This window comes from Candidatus Phytoplasma gossypii (assembly GCF_030586975.1).
GTDB classification, from domain to species: Bacteria; Bacillota_I; Bacilli_A; order Acholeplasmatales; family Acholeplasmataceae; genus Phytoplasma; species Phytoplasma citri.
The window spans coordinates 1-19286 of record NZ_JAOSIT010000003.1 but is presented as its reverse complement, the minus strand read 5'-3'; the positions used below and the strand labels follow the sequence as shown (position 1 = coordinate 19286).

At 28.2% G+C, this 19286-nt stretch carries 15 protein-coding genes; all 15 read left to right on the top strand.

The features are described 5' to 3' along the window. The first annotated feature begins 52 nt into the window (after positions 1-52). Positions 53-3787 (top strand): DNA-directed RNA polymerase subunit beta, encoded by a 3735-nt coding sequence (gene rpoB / locus OC698_RS00395; protein WP_304512783.1) that lies wholly within the window; start codon positions 53-55, stop codon positions 3785-3787. An 8-nt stretch (positions 3788-3795) separates the two neighbouring features. Next, positions 3796-7929 carry a DNA-directed RNA polymerase subunit beta' gene (rpoC, locus tag OC698_RS00390; protein ID WP_304512782.1) on the top strand — a complete coding sequence of 1378 codons (4134 nt, stop codon included), beginning with the start codon at positions 3796-3798 and terminating at the stop codon, positions 7927-7929. A gap of 213 nt (positions 7930-8142) precedes the next feature. Further along, entirely contained in the window at positions 8143-8547 is a 405-nt protein-coding gene (gene rpsL / locus OC698_RS00385; RefSeq protein ID WP_304512781.1) for a 30S ribosomal protein S12, read from the top strand. A 40-nt stretch (positions 8548-8587) separates the two neighbouring features. Further along, positions 8588-9058, top strand: a complete 471-nt coding sequence (gene rpsG / locus OC698_RS00380) for a 30S ribosomal protein S7 (RefSeq protein ID WP_304512780.1) — start codon at positions 8588-8590, stop codon at positions 9056-9058. A 39-nt stretch (positions 9059-9097) separates the two neighbouring features. Next, the gene (gene fusA, locus OC698_RS00375) at positions 9098-11164 is read left to right on the top strand and encodes an elongation factor G (protein ID WP_304512779.1); all 2067 of its coding nucleotides are present in this window, start codon (positions 9098-9100) and stop codon (positions 11162-11164) included. Positions 11165-11486: 322 nt separating this feature from the next. Continuing rightward, positions 11487-11669, top strand: a complete 183-nt coding sequence (locus OC698_RS00370; protein WP_304512778.1) for a group II intron reverse transcriptase/maturase — start codon at positions 11487-11489, stop codon at positions 11667-11669. A 560-nt stretch (positions 11670-12229) separates the two neighbouring features. Then, on the top strand, positions 12230-13432 hold the full coding sequence (tuf, locus tag OC698_RS00365) for an elongation factor Tu (RefSeq protein WP_304512777.1): 1203 nt from the start codon (positions 12230-12232) through the stop codon (positions 13430-13432). A 567-nt stretch (positions 13433-13999) separates the two neighbouring features. Then, positions 14000-14557 carry a translation initiation factor IF-3 gene (infC, locus tag OC698_RS00360; RefSeq protein ID WP_320411978.1) on the top strand — a complete coding sequence of 186 codons (558 nt, stop codon included), beginning with the start codon at positions 14000-14002 and terminating at the stop codon, positions 14555-14557. Positions 14558-14640: 83 nt separating this feature from the next. Then, the gene (gene rpmI, locus OC698_RS00355; protein WP_193621937.1) at positions 14641-14829 is read left to right on the top strand and encodes a 50S ribosomal protein L35; all 189 of its coding nucleotides are present in this window, start codon (positions 14641-14643) and stop codon (positions 14827-14829) included. Between the two features lie 35 nt (positions 14830-14864). Then, the gene (rplT, locus tag OC698_RS00350) at positions 14865-15536 is read left to right on the top strand and encodes a 50S ribosomal protein L20 (protein ID WP_304512776.1); all 672 of its coding nucleotides are present in this window, start codon (positions 14865-14867) and stop codon (positions 15534-15536) included. A gap of 47 nt (positions 15537-15583) precedes the next feature. After that, positions 15584-16162, top strand: a complete 579-nt coding sequence (locus tag OC698_RS00345) for a hypothetical protein (protein ID WP_304512775.1) — start codon at positions 15584-15586, stop codon at positions 16160-16162. A gap of 43 nt (positions 16163-16205) precedes the next feature. Further along, positions 16206-17267 carry a M42 family metallopeptidase gene (locus OC698_RS00340; RefSeq protein WP_304512774.1) on the top strand — a complete coding sequence of 354 codons (1062 nt, stop codon included), beginning with the start codon at positions 16206-16208 and terminating at the stop codon, positions 17265-17267. Between the two features lie 935 nt (positions 17268-18202). Continuing rightward, positions 18203-18358, top strand: coding sequence for a hypothetical protein (locus OC698_RS03285; RefSeq protein ID WP_420887774.1), 156 nt, complete (start codon positions 18203-18205; stop codon positions 18356-18358). An 80-nt stretch (positions 18359-18438) separates the two neighbouring features. After that, positions 18439-18573, top strand: a complete 135-nt coding sequence (rpmH, locus tag OC698_RS00335) for a 50S ribosomal protein L34 (RefSeq protein WP_078122845.1) — start codon at positions 18439-18441, stop codon at positions 18571-18573. A 67-nt stretch (positions 18574-18640) separates the two neighbouring features. Continuing rightward, positions 18641-18811, top strand: coding sequence for a hypothetical protein (locus tag OC698_RS00330; RefSeq protein ID WP_304512773.1), 171 nt, complete (start codon positions 18641-18643; stop codon positions 18809-18811). The last annotated feature ends 475 nt before the right edge of the window (positions 18812-19286 follow it).

The following is a 19286-nucleotide window of genomic DNA, read 5'->3' as shown; positions in this document are numbered from 1 at the left end:
TAATTTTAAATTCAATTTATGTTGATATTTATTGGGAGTTCTGAATAAAAAAATGAAAAAATATTGTAATGTAAAATATGGCAACAAGGTGGAACGACGAAATTATTCTAAGATGAAATATGATTTGGATTTGCCAAATTTAATTGAAATTCAAACCAAATCATTTCAAGAATTTTTAAATTATGGTATTAAAACATCATTAAAAAGTATTTTTCCTATTGAGAGTTATAATGGTGATTTAAAGTTACATTTTAATGATTTTTTTTTAGAAGAACCTAAATTTAATGCTGAAGAGTCTAGAAAAAGGGGGTTTACTTATAGTGCGGAATTATTTTTAAATGTAACATTGGAAAATGTTATTACTCAACAAACTAAAAAAGCTCGTATATTAATGACAGATTTGCCTTTAATGACTGTTGCGGGAACTTTTATAATTAATGGTACAGAAAGAGTTGTAGTTTCGCAAATAGTTCGTTCAGCAGGAGCTTATTTTACTTCTAAATTAGATAATAAAATTAATAAAAATCGTTTTACTGCTCAAATTATTCCTACTAGAGGTGCTTGGATAGAGTTTGAGCAAAATAATAAAGATTTTTTATATGCTAAGTTGGATCGTTCCAAAAAAATACCTTTAACAAAATTTATTCATGCTTTAGGTTTTGATACTCAGGAAGAAATCGAAAAAGTTTTCGGCATAAATTCTTTATTAGATTTAAGTTTTAATAAAGATAATGATTCTAATTGTAATGATGCTATTGTTGAGCTTTATTCTAAATTGCATCAAGGAGAAAGAGTCCCTACTAATGCGGCAAGAGAATTTATTCGTAATCGTTTGTTTGATAAAGATAAATATGATTTATCTTTAGTAGGACGATATAAGTTAAATCGAAAATTAGATGTTTTAAATAGAGCCGAAAATACTTTTTTAGCTCAAGATATTAAAGATTTAACCAATAATAAAATTTTATTTTCAGCTGGAACTTTTTTAAATTATGAAGTTATTAAAAAATTATCATTACATAGAGATAAATTTCGTGTAGAATTGGTTAATTCAGATTTTCATTTGCAAAATCAAAATCATGATAATAATTTATTTACTTATAGAAAAAATATAAATAATGATCAAATATATATTAAAGAAGATATTTTACACTTTCAAACAGGACAAGTATTAATTAAGGCTGATACACTTTTAGATGATAATGTTTTGAAGATTTTATTAGAAACTCATAAATATAATATTGATGATAAAATTATGAAATATTTCGCTAATAAAGAATATGTTCATAAAGTTGTTAAAGATCGGCAAAAAGTTTTCAATGAAAGTTTAGAAGTTTATGTTGTGGATAATAAAAACAATAAGCATTTTATTAAAATTATAGGTAACGATCAATCTGAAGATGCTGAAAATATTGTTTTATCTGATATAATAGCATCTATTAGTTATTATTTAAATCTTTATCATAATATCGGAACTATTGATGATATCGATCATTTAGGTAATAGAAGATTAAGATTGATTGGAGAACTTTTAAAAAATCAATTACGCGTAGGTTTGAATAGAACTAAAAAAAATATTAAAGATCGTATGTCTATTAGTAAATTCGAATCTATTACGCCAGGAGGATTGTTTAATTTTTCTTCTCTTTCTATGGCTATTAAAACTTTTTTTTGTAGTTCACGTTTATCTCATTTTATGGATCAAATTAATCCTTTAGCTATTATTACTCAAAAACGTAGAATTTCCGCTTTAGGCAGTGGAGGTATTGATCGTGATCGAGCAGGTGTAGAGTTGAGAGATGTTAACGATTCTTATTACGGTAGATTATGTCCTATTGAAACTCCCGAAGGACCATCCATTGGATTAATTTGTTCTTTAGCTACTTATGCTCAAGTAGATCGATATGGTTTTATTGAGACTCCTTTTTTTAAAGTAATTCATGAAAATGGTAAATCAGTAGTATCCCATCAATATGAATATTTAACTTCTATTCAAGAAGAAAACCGTATCATTGCCACATCTTCGTCTTGTTTAAATGATGATTTTAGTTTTAAACAAACAAAAGTAATAGCTAGACGAAATGGAGAAATTAGTTTATATAATGTTGATCAAATTGATTATATAGATGTTTCTCCGAAACAAATTGTATCTGTAGCTACAGCATCTATTCCTTTTTTAGAACATAATGATGCTTCTAGAGCATTAATGGGTGCTAATATGCAACGACAAGCTTTACCTTTGTTAATTTCTGAAGCTCCTATTGTAGCTACTGGTATTGAACATAGAATAGTAAAAGATTCAGGTTGCGTTGTTATTGCTGAAGATGATGGTATTGTAGTTTATGTAGATGCTAAAAAAATTATTATTGAGAATAACCATGGAGAACAAAAGAGTTATATTTTATCTACTTTTGATAAATCTAATCAAGATACTTTAATTTTGCAAAAACCTATTGTTAAATTAAATGAAAATGTTCATAAAGGAGATATTATTGCTGACGGTTCTTCTACTCATCAAGGCGAATTAGCTTTAGGTAAAAATGTTACAGTAGCTTTTATGACTTGGGATGGTTATAATTATGAAGATGCTGTGATTTTATCAGAACGTTTAGTACAAGAAGATATTTTTACTTCTGTTCATATTAGTAAATATGAAATTCAAGTTAGGGAATTAAAGAAGGGCGCAGGAAGAGAAGAAATAACTCGAGAAATACCGAATGTTAGTGCTGAGGCTATTAAAAATTTAGATTCTCGAGGTATTATTATTCCGGGTTCTGAAGTTAATGAAGGTGATTATTTAGTTGGCAAAATTGTTATTATTCCTCAAAGTTCTTTAGAAAATAATCCCTATGAAAAATTAATTCAAACAATTATTGGAGAAAAATCTCGCGATTATAAAGATGTTTCTTTGAAAGTACCTTGTGGCGAAAGTGGAATTGTTCAGAGTGTTCAGTATTTTTCTGTTAAAAAAGGTGATTTTATTTCTGCTCCTGGTGTTAATGAAATTATTAAAGTTTATATAGCTAAAAAAAGAAAAATCCGAGAAGGCGATAAAATAGCTGGAAGGCATGGTAATAAAGGAGTAATTTCTTGTATTGCTTCTAAAGTAGATATGCCTTATATGTCGGATGGAACTCCTGTAGATGTTATTTTAAATCCTTTAGGTGTGCCTAGTCGGATGAATATTGGACAAATTCTAGAAATGCATTTAGGAATGGCTGCGTATAAATTAAATATTAAGGTAGCTACTCTGGTTTTAGATGGAGCCGATAATGAAGATTTAAAAAATATTATGCAAGAAGCTAATTTGCCTTTTGATGGAAAAATGATTTTATACGATGGTAGAACAGGTGAACCATATGATAATCCTATATCTGTGGGTATTTTGTATATGTTAAAATTATCCCATATGGTTGAAGATAAAATACATGCTAGAAATGTTGGAACTTATACTCTAATTTTACAACAACCTGGTAGTGGTCGTAATTTTTTAGGTGGTCAAAGAATTGGCGAAATGGAAACTTGGAGTTTATTGGCTTATGGAGCTGCTCATACTTTACAAGAAATTTTAACTTTGAAAAGTGATGATATTATAGGACGCAATCAATTGTATCATGCTATAGTTAATGGTTTACGTTTTCCTAAACCTTCTATTCCGGAAAGTTTTAGAGTTTTTACTAAAGAGTTGCAAGCGTTAGGATTGCATGTAGAATTAATTAAAGCTGATACTAAAGATAATCAAATTAATCGTTCTTTAGTTTCGAATAATAAGGAGAACAAGAAGTAACCCCAATTATGTTAAATATGAAAATTGAAGATTTTACTTTAACTAAAAGAACTTTAAAAAATTTAAAATCTATAGGTATTAATAGTTTAAATGATATTAATAATTATCATTTAAATGAATTAGTTTCTTTATTAAACGAAGAATCTTTTCGAGAATTTATAGTTATTTTAAAAAAATATGGTCTTCCTGAATCTTTAAATAATTTAAATTTAAATCAAGAGGTTTTAGATATTTTATGTCAAAATAATATTTTCAATTGTTTCTCTTTATTGGCAACTGATAAAGATGTTTTGCTTAAGTTATTTAGTTATAATCATTCTCATCAGAATCTTGTAATGAATATTTTAAATTTATATAATGGTTCGAAAGATAATTTTAATCAGAAAATTGATAATTCTGTTGCGGATATAGAAGATATCGTTTTGAAAAATGAGAATAATGAAAATGAATCTGCATCTTCATGGATAATTGATAAGGCCATTTTTGCAAATAATAGCAATCGAGAATATGATTATTTTAAGATTCGTTTATCTTCGCCTCATGAAATTCGTCAAAAATCTTATGGTGAAGTTGTAAATTATGAAACTATTAATTATCGTACAGCTAAACCGGAAAAAGGAGGCTTATTTTGCCCCATTATTTTTGGTCCTGTTCAGGATTTGCAATGTATATGTTCTAAAAAACAAACTTTAAAAAAAGGTCAAATTTGTTCTAAATGTGGTGTAGAAATTACAGAACAATTAGTTAGGCGGGAAAGAATGGGTCATATTGATTTAGCTGCTCCTGTAGTTCACACATGGTTTTTGAATAGCTTACCTAGTCGTTTAGCTATTTTATTAGGAATGAAAGCTAAAGAATTGGCAGAAATTGTTTATTATGTATCATATATAGTGATTAATCCTGGTAATAGTGATTTAACTAAATATAGTATTATATCTGAGTTAGAATATGGTCAATATTTAGAACGTTGTGATAATAATTTTGTCGCTTTAACTGGTGCTGAAGCTGTTAAAACTATGTTAAAAGAATTGAATATGGAAGAAACTATTCAGTCATTAAGGTTAGAATTAAAACAAGCATCTAAGCAAAAAAGAGATTTGATTGTTAAAAGATTAGAATTAATGGAATCTTTTTATCAGTCCGATAATAAACCGGAATGGATTGTTTTAGAAGCTATTAATGTCATTCCTCCTAGTTTAAGACCTATAGTTGCTTTAGAACAAGGTGTACGTTTTGCTTCTGCTGATATTAATGATTTATATCGCAGAATTTTAAATCGTAATAATCGTTTAAAAAGACAATTAAAACAAAATGCTCCTAGATTAATTATTAAAAATGAAAAAAGAATGTTACAAGAAGCTGTAGATGCTTTATTTGATAATGCTAAATCTAGTAAAAAAAGCACTTCTAATATTGAACGCAATAAACCTTTAAAATCTTTATCAGAAATGTTAAGAGGTAAACAAGGACGTTTTCGTCAAAATTTATTAGGAAAAAGGGTAGATTATTCTGGTCGTTCTGTTATTATCGTAGGACCTGATTTAAAATTACATCAATGTGGTATTCCTCGGCAAATGGCTATTGTTTTGTTTAAACCCTTTGTATTAAATAAATTACAAGAATCTAAAGGTATTGATAAAAAAAGTGCTAATATTTTATACGAAAAAATGAACGAACATGTGTGGAAATTATTAGAAGAAGTTGTTCAAGAACATCCTGTTTTATTAAATAGAGCGCCTACTTTGCATCGCCAAGGATTGCAAGGTTTTCAAGTTAAATTAATTGATGGTAAAGCTATTAGATTACATCCTTTAGTTACTTTAGCTTTTAATGCAGATTTTGATGGAGATCAAATGGCTGTTTATGTTCCCCTTTCTGTAGAAGCTCAAGCTGAAGCTCGTTTATTAATGTTATCTTCTTATAATATATTGGATCCTAAAAATGGTAGTCCAGTTTTATCTCCTTCTCAAGATATGGTTTTGGGAAATTATTATTTAACTATCGAAGAAACACGCAAACGTATTATAAAAGGTTATAATTCTGATAGCAGAAATGAACAACATCGTTATAAACATCGCAATGAAGGTAAAGTTTTTAATGATTTACAAGAAGCTGAATTAGCTTTTTATAATAAACAAATAGCTTTACATACTCGTATTTTAGTACGTGTTTCTAATATTTCTTCTTATTTTGATGATAATCAAAAAAATAAATATTTAGTTACTACATTAGGTAAATTGATTTTTAATAGTATTTTGCCTAATGATTTTCCTTATTTGCAAGAACCTACCATATTTAATTTAGAAATAAAAACACCAGATGTTTATTTTATACCTAAAGGTGTTCATTTGAATGAATATTTGAATAATATTCCTATTCCAGAACCTTTTAAAAAACGTTTTTTATCGCTTATAATTGATCGTGTTTTTAAAAGAAGTAATATTTCGGAAACATCTAAAATGTTAGATGATATTAAAAATTTAGGTTTTAAATATTCAACTATGTCAGGTGTAACTATTTCTCACGCAGATATTAATGTTTATTCTAAAAAAGATGAATTAATAGCTCAAGTAGAAAATAAAATTATAGAAATTGAGCAATGGCACGATAAAGGATTTTTAACCACTAGCGAAAAAAAAAGTTTAATTATTCAAGAATGGAAAAATGTTCGTAATGTTATCCAAGAAGGTTTGATGCAAGAATTTAATCAAGATAATCATTTATTTATGATAAGTGATAGTGGTGCTCGTGGTAATGTTTCTAATTTTGCGCAATTATCTGGTATGAGAGGTTTAATGCATAGTCCTACTAATAATCAATTAGAAATTCCTGTTAAATCTTCTTTTAAAGAAGGTTTAAATGTACATGAATTTTTTATTTCGACGCATGGAGCCAGAAAGGTTTCTACTGATACAGCTTTAAAAACAGCTGAATCAGGATATTTAACTCGTCGTTTAGTTGATGTGGCTCAAGATGTGATTATTATGTTAAATGATTGCGGTAGTGATAAAGGTGTTTATGTAACTTCTTTAGAGCAAGATGGTAAAGAAATTATTTCGTTACAACAACGTTTATTTGGTCGTTATATAGCGCAAAGTATTGTAGATCCTTTAAATAATCAAGTTATAGTTAATTTTGGTGAATTGATTACTCGTGAAATAGCCGAAAATATTGTAAAAATTGGATTTTTATCTGTGAAAATTAGAAGTGTTTTAACATGTAATTCTGATTATGGTATTTGCGCTAAATGTTATGGTTTAAATTTAGCCACTAATAAAGCAGTTGAGATCGGAGAAGCTGTTGGTATTATTGCTGCCCAATCTATTGGTGAGCCTGGTACTCAGTTAACTATGAGAACATTTCACACAGGAGGGGTTTTATCGGTTTCTGATATTACTCAAGGATTGCCACGTATTCAAGAATTATTTGAAGCTCGTAAGCCTAAAGGTAAAGCTTTAATAAGCGAATATGATGGTGTAATTAAAGAAATTAAATCTAGTAATCTTTATTCATCAGATATTGTTATAGTTTCGGCAATTAATCCTCAACAAGAATATATTTATACTGTAGATTCTAATGTAGATATTTTAGTTAATGATGGCACGGCTATAAAAGCTGGACAACGTTTAACTTCTGGCTCAATAGATTTAAGGGAATTATTGCGTATTAGTTCTGTAGTAACTACCCAAAAATATATTTTGGAAGAAGTACAGCAAGTATATCAATCTCAAAGCGTTTACATTAGTGATAAACATATCGAAATTATTATTCGCCAAATGTTTAAACAAATTTTAGTTATTTCTGAAGGGGATAGTAATTTATTACCAGGATCCGAAGTTTCTATTAAAGAATTTAAAAGAATAAATATGCAATTAATTCAACAAAATAAAAAATTAGTAGCTGGACGTCCTATAGTTTTGGGTATTACAAGATCTTCTTTAAAAAGCGATTCTTTACTATCTGCAGCATCTTTTCAAGAAACTACTAAAATTTTAATTGATGCTACAATTAAAGGTCAAAAAGATTTTTTATTAGGTTTAAAAGAGAATGTTATTTTAGGTGGTTTAATACCTGCCGGAACTGGAATTTTAAATCATTCTTTATTCGAATATCCGTTAACAGAAGAAGACAAAAATAAATAATTTTTAATAAATAATTGTTAATCATAATTCATAAATTAAATTTGAATATATATTTTTTATTTTGGAGCTAGTTGTTATTGTTAAGTTTTTTAAATAATCTTGTTTTAACGACATGAAGTTTATATTGACTTTTATTCAAAAAAAAGATAAAATTTAGGTCGTCTTATATTTCTAATTACCAAAAATAACAAAGAAAGGTTTTATTATTTAAATATGCCTACTATTTCTCAGTTAATCAGAAAACGAAGAGTAAAAAAAAATACTAAAACCAAATCACCAGCTTTATCTGTTCGTTTTAATATTTTAAAAAAGAAATTTAAAAATATTAATTCTCCTCAAAAATCTGGAGTTTGTTTGAAAGTATATACTACTACTCCTAAAAAGCCTAATTCTGCTTTAAGAAAGGTAGCTAGAATTCGTTTGTCAAATCGTCAAGAAGTGACAGCTTATATTCCTGGTATAGGTCATAATTTACAAGAACATAGTCTTGTGTTAATACGAGGTGGTCGTGTTAAAGATTTACCTGGAGTTCGTTATCAAGTTATTCGAGGAGTTCTTGATACTGCTGGAGTAGCTAATCGAAAACAAGGTCGTTCTCGATATGGTGCAAAAAAATAAGAATTTATTAAAATGTAAATAAATTAAGGTGTATAAACTTATGTCTCGTAAAAAAAGTTTTAAAAAAAGAACATTACTTTTAGATCCTATTTATAATTCTGTTTTAGTAACTAGAGTTATTAATAAATTGATGAAAGATGGAAAAAAAGATGTTGCTTGTTCTATAGTATATAATTGTTTATCTCAAGTTAAAGTTTTAACAAAAAAAGAACCCATTGAAGTTTTGAATGAGGCCTTTAATCATATTATGCCTTTAGTAGAACTACGCACACGCACTATTGGGAGTCAAAAGTATCAAGTTCCTTTAGAAGTTTCAGTAGAAAGACGCTATTCTTTAGGTTTGAAATGGTTAATTATGGGAGCACGCAAACGTAATGAAAAAAGTATGCAAGAAAAACTTGCTCAAGAAATTATTTCTGCCGCTTCTGGAACAGGATTAGCAGTTAAAAAACGCGAGGAAATTCATCGTATGTCTGAAGCTAATAGAAGTTTTGCTCATTATCGTTGGTAAAATCACTGTTTTTAATATTTTCAACTTAAAGGAGACAATATGGGAATTGAATTAGAATTAAGTAAAATACGTAATATTGGTATTATGGCTCACATCGATGCAGGAAAAACTACTACTACTGAAAGAATTTTATTTTATACCGGAAAAATTCGTATAGCTAAAGAAACTCATGAAGGTTTAGCGCAAATGGATTGGATGGACCAAGAAAAAGAAAGAGGAATTACAATTACATCAGCTGCTACTACTGTTTTTTGGAATAATTGTAAAATTAATATTATTGATACTCCAGGACATATTGATTTTTCTTCAGAAGTTAATCGTTCTTTACGTGTTTTGGATGGTGGTGTAGTAGTTATAGATGCTCAAGCCGGAGTAGAACCGCAAACAGAAACAGTTTGGCGTCAAGCAACTTATTATAAAGTTCCTCGAATTGTGTTTGTTAATAAAATTGATAAATTAGGGGCTAATTTTGAAAATGCTATCGCTAGTTTAGAAAAAAGATTAAATGTTTTTGCTTATGCCATCCAATGGCCTATCGGTGTAGAAAATAATTTTCGTGGTTTTGTTGATTTAATAGAAATGCAAGCTTGGGAATATTCTTCTAGTCCTGATCGAGAAAATCAATTAATTCCTATTCCTGAAGAACTAAAAGAACTTGTTAATTCCAAAAGACAAATATTAATAGATAAACTAGCTTCTTTAAATGACGAATTATTAAATAATCTTTTGGAAAATAAGCCTATTTCTACTACTCTCATTAAAAAAGCACTTCGCCAAGCTACTTTAGAAGTGAATTTTTTTCCAGTTTTATGTGGTTCAGCTTTAAAAAATAAAGGTATTTTTCCTTTATTAAATGCTTTAGTAGATTTTTTGCCTTCACCTTTAGATTTGCCCAACATTAATGGTTATGATAAAAATGAACAACCTATTGTTCGTAAAATTAATTTTAAAGAATCTTTTATCGCATTAGCTTTTAAAGTTATGACAGATTCTTTTGGACGTTTAACCTTTATACGTATTTATTCAGGTTGTTTAAAATCTGGTTCTTATGTGCAAAATAATAATAAAAATATTACAGAACGCGCTTCACGTTTATTATTAATGCATGCTAATTCTCGACAAGATATTAAAGAAGCTTATGCTGGTGATATTGTAGCCGTAATTGGTTTAAAAAATACTATTACAGGCGACACTTTGACATATGAAAATGATTTTATTTTGTTAGAAAAAATGAGTTTTCCTGAACCAGTTTTACAAGTTGCAGTAGAACCTGTTTTTTCCAAAGAACAGGACAAAATTAGTTCTGCTTTGTTTAGTTTTACTCAAGAAGATCCGACTTTTAAATTTACTGTAGATCCAGAGTCGAAACAAATGATTGCTGCTGGAATGGGTGATTTACATTTGGATGTTCTCATGGAACGTTTAAAAAGAGAATTTCAAATTCAAGTAAAAGTGTCAGAACCTCAAGTTGCTTATCGAGAAACTTTAATTAGTTCTATAGAAGTTGATGGAGAATGTAAACATCAAACAGGAGGTCGCGGCCAGTATGGTTATGTGCAAATTTTATTTGAACCTAATCCTGGAAAAGGTTTTGAATTTGTTAATAATGTTAAATACGGTGCTATCCCGCAAAACTATATTCCAGCCGTATCTAAAGGTTTACAAGAATCTTTATCTAGTGGTATAATCGCTGGTTATCCTTTAACTGATATTAAAGCAATTTTATTTAGTGGTGCTTTTCATGAAGTGGATTCTTCGGAATTTGCTTTTAAATCTGCTGCAGCAGCAGCTTTGCGAAAATTACGTAATAGCAAATTAGTTGTTATTTTAGAACCTATTATGAAATTAGAATTAATTACTCCTCATGAATATATTGGTAATGTTATCGGAGATTTAATTTCGCGTAGAGGTCGTTTAGAGAATCAAGAAAACATAGGTATGGTTATGAAAATTCAGGCTTTTGTTCCTTTAGCAGAAATGTTTAAATATTCAAGTAGTTTGCGCTCTAATACTCAAGGAAGAGCTAATTTTTCTATGGAATTTTTTAAATATGAAAAAGCTCCTGACCATATCGCTAATAAAATTATTGAATCACGTAATAAATAAAATTTATAGATATAACTTTATAGATATAACATGGGCGCTAAAAGATGCCTAAATTTCGCGATATTTAACCAATATCCAGGAGCCAGGGCTGATAAACCCTGAAAAGATATGGTCGGTCCGACAAACGAAAGAATTCCTAATTGCAGCAAACCATAAAAGCGGATTGCGACGAAAGCGAATTAGCCAAGATGACTCTGCCAACGAATAATTTTATGGAGAAACCTGAAATGGCCTAAGAAGGAAATTGAAGTAATCTAAAACTCGTAGTATTAAAACCACATGGAATTCCTTAAACGGCAATGTCCAAAGCCGAGTTCCTAAAGTGAAAGCCGAAGAATATAGATATGAATACAATCGGTTAATAAAGGGAAAGGTGAAACATGACGAAACATTAGTGGATAGAGACAAATTAGAAATAATTCGGACCTATAAAACAATTGCCCGAGGAATTATCCGATACTTTTGTTTAGCTAACAATCTAGGTGTTTTATCTCATTTAAATTAATAAAGGAAAAACCCAATATGAATCATGGGTTAACTACTCTTGGGATAGAATTAAAAAAATGGGTAACTATAAGTAAAATCCTGATATTATCATCAACAAATACATATTCCATGGTCGTACGAATCTAACCTATCTTCTGAAGGAGGAACGTTGTGAGAACTGCGACAAAACAACCCAACTGCAAATTCATCACATTGGGACAGTTCGCAACGCGAATCACTAAAGGATCATGAATAAAAGAACAAAGGTATTGTGTGAAGATTGTCATCAAAAGATAACCAATCAACAAATACATAATATCAAAAGAATAAGAACAATAAGAATAAATAGCTAATTAACCGTTAGGGGAAATTAGTTCTCGCAAGAGAGTAAATTAGGGAAAGTGTTGTACTGGGAAACTTGCTCGCACCGTTTGGACTTGGGCTGATTGTAAATAAAACAGCAAATACAAATCGCTGAATAAAAAGCAATTAATCTATCCGTATTATTTATTAATATTTCGGTTATTATAAATAATTTAATTAATTATTTTAGTATAAAAATATTAAATGGAGAAAAAAATGTCAAAAGAAAAAATAAATATTAAAGAAGAATCACAAATAATTAAACCTCATTTAAACGTAGGAACTCTTGGTCATGTAGATCACGGAAAAAGTACTTTAAGTTTGGCTATTAATAATTATTTAGCTGCAAAAAATTTAGCTAAATTTCGTAAAGATATTAAAACTTTAGATAAAACTGTTGAAGAACAAGAGCGTGGTATTACTATTAATGCTCATCATTTAGAATATGAAAGTGACACTCGTAATTATGCTCATATTGATTGTCCTGGTCATAAGGATTATATTAAAAATATGATTACTGGAGCAGCTCAAATGGATGCAGCTATTTTGGTAGTTTCGGCTGCTGATGGTGCTCAACCTCAAACTCGCGAACATATTTTATTAGCTAAACATGTAGGAGTTCCTAATTTAATAGTTTTTTTAAATAAATGCGATAAAGCTATTCCTGATTTAATACCTTTAGTAGAACATGAAATACGTGAAATTTTAACTAAAAATGGTTATAATGGATCAGAAATTCCTATTATTCAAGGATCTGCTTTAAAAGCTTTAGATGGTGATCAAAGTTATTTATCTAAAATTGCAGATTTAGTAGCAGAATTGGATAAATTACCTTTGCCTATTCGTGATATTGATAAACCTTTTTTGATGCCTATTGAAGATATATATTCTATTACAGGTCGTGGAACAACTGCTTCTGGTAGAGTAGAAAGAGGTAAATTAACTTTAGGTGAAGAAGTCCAAATTCTTGGTTTAGATAAAGATACTTCTACTGTCGCAATTGGTTTGGAAATTTTTAAAAAATCTAAAACCCAAATTCAAGCAGGAGATAATGCTGCTATTTTATTGCGTGGTATTAAACATAGTGATATTAAAAAAGGTCAAGTAATAGTGAAACCGAATTCTTTAAAGGTATATTCTAAATTTAAAGCAGAAGTTTATATTTTAACCGAAGAAGAAGGTGGTCGTAAAAAATCATTCAGAACTAATTATAGACCTCAATTTTTCTTTAGAACTGCTAATGTTACAGGGGTTATTACTTTGCCTAATGATGTTGCTGTAGCGATGCCAGGTGATAATGCGACTATTGAAGTTGATTTAATTAAACCTGTTGCGTTAGAAGTAGGTACTTCTTTTGCTTTCCGTGAAGGTGGTAAAACTATTGGTTCAGGAAAAATTATTGAAATTTTACCGAATTAATTAAAGTTATTTAATTATGAAAGAAGACTAGTGTATAGTCTTTTTTTATATTTTTAATCATATTAAAATTTTTATCATTTAAATATTTAAATTATAAAAATTATTATTTTGATATTTAAGTTAATAAATTGATTTTTGATTTAATTGATTTAAATTTTTTAAATTTATAAAAGTATTTTAAGTTTATTTTTGGTCATTAATTTAAATTTTAATTTAATTAAAATAAATCATAATAAATTTAAAAATGAAAATTTAAAATTAATAATGAGTAAAATTGTCTTATTAATAAGAATTTTTTGTTTTATTATTTAATTATCTATTTGTAAATTTTATAATTTTACCTATATTCAAGTTAACAAGGTAATTAAATAATTTATTGGAAAAATATAAGATTTGTATTTTTTAGTTCTTAGAAGAGTTAATTATTTATTAATAATAGCAAAAATGATTTTTTCGTTGAAAGAGATGATATATATTTCAATTTTATTAATATATAATAATTAAGTTTATTTTAAATAATTTTAAGTTTTTTGCTAAAATTATAAATATAGTGTAAAAAAAGGAGTTATTCACATTATTAAACATAAAAAAAATAAAAAAGAAAATTTAAAAATTAGTTTTTTATATAACGAAAAAGTTCCTTCCGGAGAATATTTGGTTATCAATAATCAAGGAAAACAATTAGGAATTTTTCAAAAAGAACAAATATTTGAGATAGCTGGACAGCAAAATGAAGATTTTGTTTTAATTAATGCTCATTCCAATCCTAAAGTAGTGCGTTTAGTTAATTATTCCAAATTTTATTACGAACAACAAAAAAAAATTAAACAAAATCGCAAAAAACAGCATAATCAAATAAATATTAAAACTATTTGTGTAAGTCCTCGTATTCAAGATAATGATTTATATATTAAAATTAAAAAAGCTGAAGATTTTCTGAAAAGCGGACATAAGGTAAAAATTAATATGCTTTTGCCAGGCAGAATGGCTACAAATCCTAGTATTGGTAGCGATATTTTTAAGAAAATTATATCAGCTTTAAATTTAGTCTCGAAGGTAGATATTCCTCCTAAAATAGAAGGAAATCAAATCAATTCTTTGTTAGTTCCTTTAAAGTCTAATTAATTTTAATTATTAGTTTATTTTGAATATGTTGTTATACATTTAGTTTTTTGCTTTAAAAAAATAGAAAGAAATAATGGTAATTGATTTTGAAAAAAAAAACACATAAAGGTTTAAAAAAACGTATCAAAATTACTAAAACTGGTAAATGGTTACGCAAACATGCTTTTAAAAATCATTTAGCTGGTTCCAAAACTACTAAACAAAATAGACAATTAAGAGGATTTACTTATGTAGATTCTTCAGATTTAAAACGTATTAAAAATTTAATTTAGTAAATTGATATAAATCTAAAGAAAGAAGAAGAGTCATGGTTAAAGTCAATTTAGTCCCAGCTCGACGTAGACGTCGTAAGAAAATATTAAAATTAGCTAAGGGTTATGTAGGTTCTAAAAGCACTATTTATAAAACTGCTCATGAACAAGTAATGCGTTCTTGGCAATATGCTTATGTTGGTCGTAAAAGAAATAAAAGAGATTGGCGTTCTTTATGGATCCGTCGTATTAATGCTGGATGTTCAGAAAATGGTATGAATTATTCCTCTTTTATATATGGTTTAAAATTAGCTGGTGTTGATTTAAATCGTAAAATTTTATCTAATTTAATTATTAATAAACCTGAAATGTTTAAATTTTATATCGAATTATCTCAAAAAAGTTTGCTTGATTTTAAGCAAAATAAATTAACAAAAAATATTTCTAAATCTACATTAGATTCGACAGATATTTTGAAATCTGATTTAAATTCGCAAAATATTAAACAAGATTTTCAAGATACTATTGTCCCTGTAACTGATAATATTGGTGATTTAAAATCTAAAAATTTAGATATTTTCGCAGATAATGAATTTACAATAAACTTATCATCTTTACAAAAAATGAATTTATTAACTTTGCGTCAATTAGCAAAAAAAAATAACATTAATAAAGTGTCTAAGTTGAAAAAAGCGGAATTAATTGATTTGTTACTGGAAACATTGTAAATAAAATCTAATTTTATTATAGATTTTTTTAGAGAGGTTCAACAAATATGTATGAAATTAAAAAAATAACTTTTCAGAAAATTATTTTAAATATTTTAATAACTATTTTATTTTTATTAAGTGCCGTAACATGCTTTGAACCTCAATATTTTTCTATAAAAGGCGTCCGAATAATTGATATTTTATTAGGAATTTTATTATTATTATTTAATTATTATTTTGTATTTGTAAATTTTAAAAAAAATTCAGGATTAAAAAAGTTTTTCTTTTTAATAGAAACATGTTTATTATCGCTTATTTCTGGTAGTTTGTTTTTATCTTTTTTAATAACTAATGTTTTTGTAAAAAAATTGTTAAATTTAAGCAATATTATTAGTTATATTTTAATGATTCATTGTTTTATTTCTTTGCATTTGTGTGGATGGAAAAATAATAAAATGAATATTTGGAGTTTTAACGGTTATTTAGTAACTTTTGGGACAAGTTGTTTTTTATTAGGAAAAAATATTGATTTTTCTTATATAATTTTAAGAATTTTTTCTGTTTTGTTTGGTTGTTTATCTTTATTCTATCTATTTATTGTGATTAATCAAATTTCTAATTATAATAAAATAACTGTGAAATAATCAAAAAAATATTTTTTTTTGAAAAAGGAGATCGCATCAAAAAATGTCTGATTTATTAATTAAAATTAAAGAATTAACTATGTTAAATGGTATTTCTGGTCAAGAAAAACAGATTACAAGTTATGTTAAAAATAATATTATTTCTTCAGTAAATAAAATAGAATATGATAATTTAGGTAGTTTAATAGCTTATAAAGGGCAAAATGGTCCAAAAATTATGTTGGCTGGTCATATGGATGAAATTGGTTTAATGGTAACCGAAATAACAGACAATGGTTTTGTTAAATTTCAAACTATAGGCGGCTGGTTACCGACAGTTATGTTAGCTCAACTTTGGCAGATTCATACTAATAAAGGTATTATTTGGGGTATTACTGGTGCTAAACCTCCTCATTCTTTGAGCTCAAACGAACGTAATCAAGCTCCTAATATGAAAAATTTGTTTTTAGATATAGGTGTTTCCACCAAGGAAGCAGCTCAACAATTAGGAGTGACTATTGGAAATATGATTACTCCTTATTTAGAATTTCGGACTTTAGGGGATGAAAATTTTATATTGGCTAAAGCGATAGATAATCGTGTGGGAGTGTTAATTGTTATTGAAGTATTACACAAATTACAAAATAATCCTAATCAATTTATAGGTGCTTTTACAGTTCAAGAAGAAGTTGGTTTAAGAGGGGCTATTACTAGCGCTAATAAGGTCAAACCTGATATTGCTATAGCGGTAGACGTGTGCGTTGCTAATGATGTTCCTGGTAATCAAAATTCATCGATTAGTTATTTAGGAAAAGGACCGCAAATATCTTGTTATGATCATGGATTAGTTGCTCATACAGCTTTAAGAGAATTTGTATTAAAAGTGGCTCGAAATAATAATATTCCTTTTCAAGAAGCTGCTCCAGAAGGCGGAACTACAGATGCTGCTGCTATGCATACGCGTCATATAGGTGCCGCAGCGTTAGTAATTTCGGTACCTACTCGTTATATACACTCTCATGCGTCTATTGTTCATCAACAAGATATAATTCACACTATTAATTTATTAACTTTATTAATAGAAAAATTAGATCAAAAACAGGTTCAAGAAATTTTATTTAGTTAAAATTATTAATAATGGATTAAACTAAAAATATTTATAATTTAAATGAGCTCTCCTAAGAGGTCTAAATTTCCTGCTATCTAACCAATAGCTGGGGCCGATAAACTCTGAAAGGAGATGGTCGTTCTGGCAGACGAAAGAATGTCAGATTATAGCAGATCATAAAAGCGGGTTGCGACAAAAGCAAATTAGTCAAGAAGACGCTGCCACCAAATAATTCTATGGAGAAACCTGCAATGGTCTAAGAAGGAAAATTGATGTAATAACCAAATCTGTTCGGAAGTTGCTTAGACGGACAGTCCAGAGTCTACTAGTATATATCAGAAGTACGGAGTAGTTTATCGGAAAAGAAAACCTGGAATCAGCCTCGCTAAAGAGGATACTTCTCCTAAGGAATTAAGGTTGAAATTTAGCGTAACTTGGAGAATCCTAAAACGAAGTAATTAAATTTACTAATCCAGAAATAAAAGCCTGGATAGTCAAGGATAAAGAATCTTCTTAGTAGTCGTAAGCGTAAACCTAAATTTGGAATAATTTAGTTAATCGGCTTACCGAGAAGAGAGTTAATGACTCTTATAGGGCGAAAGAAGAAAGTAATTTATTGTTTATTATTACAACCGCAGAAGCTAGGAATGATTTTGAGTTAAGCTTCCACGGACCATGAATAAGATTCGCGATTAATCTTTAAAATTATCGAATACACCCTCCACATTACCCTCCACATTTAATTTGGTTGCTATCAACTAAGGAGTAGAAACACCCAGAATTGATCAGAGAAACATAAGTGATATTAATTTAATCCAATTAAATAAGGATCACCAAAAATACGTTCGTAATCAAGACAACTCGAATCCGGTTAAAAGAGTGTATCTTCCGAAAGGAAGGGATAAAAACAGACCTTTAATGCGAGATAGAATTATCCTAAAAATGCTAGAACAATTATCAACTCCTTATTAATGATTCAAGGCATTATCTCATATTTTTGTATAACAAGGAATTTAAGTCAACTAACGTACTCGAACTACATCGCCGAATCTAGTTGTTTAAAGATACTAGCGCAGACAAATGGCAAACCTCCATCGTTAGAAATTTAACTAATATTAATAGTTTTTATTGTTTTATTTTAGTTATTGATTAAATTTAAAATATTCCAAAGGAAAAGATATTAAGAAAAATGAAAAGAACTTATCAACCTAGTAAAATTAAACGAAAAAGAACACATGGTTTTTTAAAACGAATGTCTAATTCTAGTGGTCGCCGTCTTTTATCTAATAGAAGATCTAAAGGACGTTATCAATTAACAGTTTAGTATTATGAATAAAATTAAAATTTTTATTTTTTATAATATTTTAATTAATCAAATTTAAAAAATTATTATGATGAAAAAAAAATTTATTTTAAGCAAAAATAAAGAAATTAATTTAATTTTCCAACACGAAAACAAAAGTGTGGCTAATTATTTTTTTAAAATATATTATATTTATTATAATGAAACTTTGAATTTTAAATTTGCTTTAAGTATTAACGGGCGCAAAAGATGCTCATAATTCTGCTATTTAACGCATAGCCTAGAGTGATAATCTCTCTAGAGGTCACGTAAACACCACAAGGTGGGCTTGATCAACTAGTTCGAAAGAAAAGTTGATAACAGCAAAAGCACGCAAGCGAGATGAGACGAAATATCTAGTCAACAAGTCGACGCCAGACCAGAAGTCAAGGAAAAGGTGCAAGTCCCTAAGCGGTTAAGTAGAGTGGTTTAATTAAAACATTTTGGTAAGATATTGTGACCAGGATTAGGAAGGATATATGATGTTTTGTTAATGCATTATGTAAATTATCAATTAGGTTAAATTAGTTGACCCCTTTCTACACTTTTCCATCTAAATTAATCAAGCTTCTACAGATATTTTTAACTTTAATGATGGTAAACTGCTCCTAACACTTCCCGTAGAATTATGTAGTAACTTTGATCTCCCTAAAAGCACCTTCTTAGGGTTAAAACTAGCAGTGCTAGGCTCAAGG

Coding starts and splice junctions, on each gene's coding strand:
- rpoB (WP_304512783.1), top strand. CDS start 53: ATGAAAAAATATTGTAATGTAAAATATGGCAACAAGGTGGAACGACGA.
- rpoC (WP_304512782.1), top strand. CDS start 3,796: ATGTTAAATATGAAAATTGAAGATTTTACTTTAACTAAAAGAACTTTA.
- rpsL (WP_304512781.1), top strand. CDS start 8,143: ATGCCTACTATTTCTCAGTTAATCAGAAAACGAAGAGTAAAAAAAAAT.
- rpsG (WP_304512780.1), top strand. CDS start 8,588: ATGTCTCGTAAAAAAAGTTTTAAAAAAAGAACATTACTTTTAGATCCT.
- fusA (WP_304512779.1), top strand. CDS start 9,098: ATGGGAATTGAATTAGAATTAAGTAAAATACGTAATATTGGTATTATG.
- tuf (WP_304512777.1), top strand. CDS start 12,230: ATGTCAAAAGAAAAAATAAATATTAAAGAAGAATCACAAATAATTAAA.
- rplT (WP_304512776.1), top strand. CDS start 14,865: ATGGTTAAAGTCAATTTAGTCCCAGCTCGACGTAGACGTCGTAAGAAA.
- OC698_RS00345 (WP_304512775.1), top strand. CDS start 15,584: ATGTATGAAATTAAAAAAATAACTTTTCAGAAAATTATTTTAAATATT.
- OC698_RS00340 (WP_304512774.1), top strand. CDS start 16,206: ATGTCTGATTTATTAATTAAAATTAAAGAATTAACTATGTTAAATGGT.
- rpmH (WP_078122845.1), top strand. CDS start 18,439: ATGAAAAGAACTTATCAACCTAGTAAAATTAAACGAAAAAGAACACAT.
- OC698_RS00330 (WP_304512773.1), top strand. CDS start 18,641: ATGATGAAAAAAAAATTTATTTTAAGCAAAAATAAAGAAATTAATTTA.